At 50.8% G+C, this 388-nt stretch carries 4 tRNA genes; all 4 read right to left on the reverse strand.

The window, feature by feature from the left end:
- Positions 1–22 precede the first annotated feature (22 nt).
- A tRNA-Leu gene (locus tag ACN6NE_RS31150) sits at positions 23–104 on the reverse strand.
- 13 nt (positions 105–117) lie between these two features.
- Positions 118–193 (reverse strand) — tRNA-Lys (locus ACN6NE_RS31155).
- A gap of 7 nt (positions 194–200) precedes the next feature.
- Positions 201–276 (reverse strand) — tRNA-Thr (locus ACN6NE_RS31160).
- Between the two features lie 3 nt (positions 277–279).
- Positions 280–355 (reverse strand) — tRNA-Val (locus tag ACN6NE_RS31165).
- Between the last annotated feature and the right edge of the window lie 33 nt (positions 356–388).

The raw sequence follows: 388 nt of genomic DNA on the forward strand, positions 1-388 counted from the left end.
CATATATGAAATTAATGAAAGATGCGGGTGAAGGGACTTGAACCCCCACGTCGTAAGACACTAGATCCTAAGTCTAGCGCGTCTGCCAATTCCGCCACACCCGCGTGTGAATATAAATGGTGAGCCATGAAGGACTCGAACCTTCGACCCTCTGATTAAAAGTCAGATGCTCTACCAACTGAGCTAATGGCTCGAAAAACTGGTGCCGGCAAGAGGACTTGAACCCCCAACCTACTGATTACAAGTCAGTTGCTCTACCAGTTGAGCTACACCGGCAAATGGTGGAGGATGACGGGATCGAACCGCCGACCCCCTGCTTGTAAGGCAGGTGCTCTCCCAGCTGAGCTAATCCTCCGATATATAAGCCTGGCAACGTCCTACTCTCACA

The organism is Priestia sp. 53B2 (genome assembly GCF_056099005.1).